The organism is Enterobacter cloacae complex sp. SHL020 (assembly GCF_049236945.1).
In the GTDB taxonomy this organism is placed as follows: domain Bacteria; phylum Pseudomonadota; class Gammaproteobacteria; order Enterobacterales; family Enterobacteriaceae; genus Enterobacter; species Enterobacter dykesii.
Genome location: NZ_JBMKJF010000020.1, coordinates 1 through 4,867, shown reverse-complemented (window position 1 = coordinate 4,867; position 4,867 = coordinate 1). Strand labels below are relative to the sequence as shown.

The following is a 4,867-nucleotide window of genomic DNA, read 5'->3' as shown; positions in this document are numbered from 1 at the left end:
CTCCCAAACCAAGGTTTTCGAAAATGCGTGTTTATCAATTAAGTGGCATGATTTCCGGTTTTGACGGAGAGAAATACCATGCTTATTGGATACATACGCGTGTCAACAAATGAACAAAACACCGCCTTACAGCGTGACGCGCTGCAGCGTTCAGGATGTGAGCTCATTTTTGAAGATAAAATCAGCGGTAAATCGACAAACAGACCTGGGCTCAATCGTGCCCTCAGACAGCTGAATGCGGGCGATACTCTCGTTGTATGGAAACTCGATCGGCTCGGGCGCAGTATGCGCCACCTTGTTTCAATGACCGAGGAACTACGCCAGCGAAGCATTAACTTCCGCAGTTTGACTGATAGCATTGATACCTCAACGCCAATGGGGCGTTTCTTCTTCCATATTATGGGAGCGCTTGCTGAAATGGAGCGTGAACTCATTGTCGAGAGAACGTGCGCCGGGCTGGCCGCAGCGCGGGAACAGGGACGAATTGGTGGCCGACGCCCTAAATTGACGCAGGAAGAATGGGCTCAGGCTGGCAGGCTGATTGCTGCCGGAGAATCCCGACAGCGCGTTGCGTTAATTTTTGATGTGGGTGTTTCCACGCTTTATAAAAAATTCCCCGCCACGATAGTCGGACAATCGTTGTGCCAGCGGCCGCTGGACAGGGATGGTTAGCTCATAGCAAGCCCAGCCGCGACAATATCACTCACCAACTAACCAAGGAGTTAAACGGATGAGTGATTTTCACCACGGCGTGGAAGTTATCGAAATCAACGATGGCACCCGCACCATTTCCACCGTCTCGACGGCAATCATCGGCATGGTCTGTACGGCCAGCGATGCTGACGACAAGACATTTCCTTTAAACGAGCCCGTGCTCATTACCAACGTGCAAAACGCGATTGCGAAAGCCGGTAAGGCGGGGACGCTGTCCGCTTCTCTGCAGGCGATCGCCGACCAGTGCAAACCGGTTGTCGTGGTTGTTCGCGTGGCCGAAGGCACCGCTGAAACCCCGGAAGAGGCGCGCAAGCAGACCGTTTCCAACATCATCGGTACTACTGATGAAAACGGTAAATATACCGGCCTGAAGGCGCTTCTCACGGCGAAAACGGTGACCGGCGTTAAGCCGCGTATTCTCGGCGTGCCGGGGCTGGACTCTCAGGAAGTGGCGACCGCACTGGCCGCCATGTGCCAGAGCCTGCGCGCGTTCGGCTATGTCAGCGCATGGGGATGTAAAACCATCTCTGAAGCGATCAACTACCGCAAAAACTTCAGCCAGCGCGAGCTGATGGTTATCCATCCTGATTTTCTGGCATGGGATACCACCACGAACGCAACGACGACGGCCTGGGCTACCGCCCGTGCGCTTGGCCTGCGCGCCAAAATCGACCAGACAATCGGCTGGCATAAAACCCTGTCAAACGTTGGTGTCAACGGCGTTACTGGCGTAAGCGCTTCTGTTTCCTGGGATCTGCAGGAACAGGCTACCGATGCGAACCTGCTTAACCAGGCTGGCGTCACCACGCTGATTCGCAACGACGGATTCAAATTCTGGGGTAACCGTACCTGCTCAGACGACCCGTTATTCGTCTTTGAAAACTACACTCGTACCGCACAGGTGCTGGCCGATACCATGGCGGAAGCGCACGCGTGGGCGATGGATAAACCCATCACCCCAACGCTTATTCGCGACATCGTTTCCGGTATTAACGCCAAGTTCCGCGAGCTGAAAACCAACGGCTATATCGTCGACGGCTCCTGCTGGTATGACCCTGAGTCGAACGATGCAACCACCCTGAAAGCGGGGAAACTGTATATCGATTACGACTACACCCCCGTCCCGCCGCTGGAAAATCTGACCCTGCGCCAGCGAATCACCGACACCTATCTGGCAGATCTGTCAGATTCGGTTAACAGCTAAGGAGCTGAAGCATGGCGTTACCACGCAAACTTAAGTACCTGAATATGTTCAACGATGGCCTGAGCTATATGGGCGTTGTTGAGTCTGTCACCTTACCGAAGCTTACCCGCAAGCTGGAGAAGTATCGCGGCGGCGGTATGCCGGGCTCGGTCTCTGTCGACCTCGGCCTGGACGATGATGCCCTGGCGCTGGAGTGGACCATTGGCGGTCTGCCGGACGCCGCGCTGTGGGCACAGTATGCCTCTCCGGGCGCGGACAGCGTGCCGCTGCGCTTTACCGGCTCTTATCAGCGCGATGACACCGGCGAAATCTCCGCCGTCGAAATCGTCATGCGCGGCCGTCATAAAGAGTTTGATGGCGGTGAAAACAAGCAGGGCGAGAGCGGCACTACCAAGATGTCCACCGAGTGCGCTTACTACCAGCTGACCATTGATGGCAAAGAGATCATCGAAATCGACATCATCAACATGGTGCTCAAAGTCGATGGCGTCGATCGCCTGGCAGAACACCGTAAGGCCATCGGCCTGTAACCCTTTAACCGGCCGGGAGTACCGGCCGGTGAGTTAACTTTCAGAAGAGTAACGAAATGGAAAATATCAACGAGACCGCCATGAACGAAAGTGAAAACCCACATATCGTCACGCTTGATAGCCCCGTTCAGCGCGGCGAGCAAAAAATCGAAAAGGTGACCGTCGCAAAACCCAATGCGGGGACCCTGCGTGGCGTATCGCTGGCGTCGCTGGCGCAATCTGACGTTGATGCGCTGATTAAGGTGCTGCCGCGAATGACCTCGCCGGCGCTGACCGAGCATGAGGTTGCGCGCCTGGATGCCTGCGATCTGCTCTCTTTTGCAGGTAAGGTGATCGGTTTTTTGTCACCGGCTTCGGCTCGCTGAAATTTCCCGAAAATGTGTCGGTCGACGATCTGATGGCGGATATCGCGGTGATTTTTCACTGGCCGCCGTCAGAACTGTACTCCCTTAGCGTGACCGAACTCCTCTTATGGCGCGAAAAAGCGCTGCAGCGAAGCGGAAACCACCATGAGTAATAATGTCAGTCTTCAGGAGCTGCTTAAGGCAGTCGATCGGGCAACCCGACCGCTTAACGCTCTCCAGAACGCCAGCCTCACTCTCGCGAGCGATATCCGCGATGCGCAGACGGCGCTGGGGGCGCTCGATGAGCAGGCAGGGCGCATTAACGGCTTCAGAAAAGCAAATGCCCGGCTCGCCACAACGGAGCAGTCGCTTGCTCAGGCGAAACAGCAGGCCGCGGCGCTGGCGATGCAGTTTAAAAACACGCAAAACCCCACCCAGGCGCAGGCTGATGCGCTGACTGCAGCCCGAAAATCGGCAGTCGACCTGAAGCATGAGTACAACAGCTTACGCTACTCGGTACAGCGTCAGCGTACTGAACTCGCTCAGGCGGGAGTGAACACGCGCACGCTCTCGTCGGATGAACGTCGTTTAAAAAGTCACATCAGCGAAAAAACGCAGCAGCTTAACCGACAGCGGGATGCGCTGGCCCGCGTCAATCAGCAGCAGGAGCGGCTGAGTACCGTTCAGAATCGCTACGAGTCAGGCAAACGCGTTACCGCGCGGGTGCGTCAGCTTGCGAATACGGGCGTGGGCATCGCAAAAGCGGGCTTTGACCAGACGTCCCGGTTTATCGCCCCTGGCATCAGCTTTGAAAAGCAGATGTCGGCCATTCAGGCAAACCTTGGCCTGGCGAAGGGGGATTCCCGGCTTGAGGCGATTCGCCAGCAGGCGCGGGACGTCAGTGCCAGGACCGGAGTACCCGCAGATAAGGTCCTTCGGGCACAAACCGAACTGACTCGTTCAGGCTATGACGCCGATGGGCTGCTTGCGGCCACCGCGCCAACGGTCAACCTCAGCCTGGCGGGGAGTGTCGACGCGGCTAAAGCGGCCGATATGATCGCCAGCACGCAGGCCGCGTATAGCCTGGCCGATACGGATGCGGGACGCATCGCAGATGTGCTTACGCGCGGTTTTACCTCTTCGAATACCAGCCTCGCTGAGATGGTGGCGGCCGTCACCTCCGCTGCGCCCGCTGCGGATGCCGCCGGTATGGGGCTTGAAGAGACCACCGCGCTGCTGGGCGTTCTGGCAGAAAAAGGAATGAAAGGCGCTGCCGCGGGGGACGCCCTCAGCGCGATGTTGCGCCATGTTCAGACTCCGGATGCCATAAAAGCCGCGGGGGCGCTGGCTTCCGCTGCGGGTGATGGATCGCTTGATGAAAAACGCCAGCAGTTGCAGGGGGCAAAGGGCAGTACCGCGCTCGCGGCTTCCGCGCAGACCGATAATCTTGACGGCGATATCAACCGATTCCAGGCCGCGTGGAACGGGTTGAAGATTGATGTATTTGATAAAGCGGATGGCGCTCTGCGCAACCTGATAACAACCGCAACCGGCTGGCTTGGCACGGCCTCTCTTTGGGTGAATGCCAACCCTGAGCTGACGCAGACCCTCGCCAGCATCGTTGTCGGCGCGCAGGCGTTTGCTGGCGTGCTGGGCGGCGTAGGCACGGTTATCGGCCCGGTTCTGACAGGCGTCAATATGGTTATTACCGCGGCCGGGATGTTGGGAACGGTATTCAGCGTGGTGGGCGGCGCCATCATGACGGTGCTGGGCGCGCTTAGCTGGCCGGTGATTGCCCTTGGCGCGGCGATTGCTGCCGGTGCCTTACTGATTTTTAAATACTGGGAGCCCATCAGCGCCTTCTTTGGCGGGGTGATGGAAGGGCTTTCGACGGCTTTCGCACCGCTGGGGGCGCTGTTCTCACCGGTGATGGCGGTGTTTGACTCTATCTCGGAGAAGCTGGGCGGTATCTGGCAATGGTTCACCGACTTGATTACGCCGATCAAGGCGACGCAGGAAACGCTGGATGGCTGTAAAAACGCTGGCGTGATTTTTGGTCAGGCGCTGGGCGATGC

Annotated in this window: 6 protein-coding genes; all 6 read left to right on the top strand. The window is 57.4% G+C overall.

The window, feature by feature from the left end:
• Positions 1–78 precede the first annotated feature (78 nt).
• The gene (locus tag ACOTZB_RS22855) at positions 79–672 is read left to right on the top strand and encodes a recombinase family protein (protein WP_421628570.1); all 594 of its coding nucleotides are present in this window, start codon (positions 79–81) and stop codon (positions 670–672) included.
• A gap of 58 nt (positions 673–730) precedes the next feature.
• Positions 731–1,918, top strand: coding sequence for a phage tail sheath protein (locus ACOTZB_RS22850; RefSeq protein ID WP_063408914.1), 1,188 nt, complete (start codon positions 731–733; stop codon positions 1,916–1,918).
• A gap of 11 nt (positions 1,919–1,929) precedes the next feature.
• Positions 1,930–2,448 carry a phage major tail tube protein gene (locus ACOTZB_RS22845; protein WP_421628569.1) on the top strand — a complete coding sequence of 173 codons (519 nt, stop codon included), beginning with the start codon at positions 1,930–1,932 and terminating at the stop codon, positions 2,446–2,448.
• 56 nt (positions 2,449–2,504) lie between these two features.
• Positions 2,505–2,813 (top strand): phage tail assembly protein, encoded by a 309-nt coding sequence (locus ACOTZB_RS22840; protein WP_023309234.1) that lies wholly within the window; start codon positions 2,505–2,507, stop codon positions 2,811–2,813.
• Between the two features lie 32 nt (positions 2,814–2,845).
• Positions 2,846–2,965, top strand: a complete 120-nt coding sequence (locus tag ACOTZB_RS22835) for a GpE family phage tail protein (protein WP_023616176.1) — start codon at positions 2,846–2,848, stop codon at positions 2,963–2,965.
• Positions 2,958–4,867: phage tail tape measure protein (locus ACOTZB_RS22830; protein WP_421628568.1), on the top strand; the 1,910-nt coding region annotated here is incomplete at its 3' end. The genes ACOTZB_RS22835 and ACOTZB_RS22830, both read left to right, overlap by 8 nt.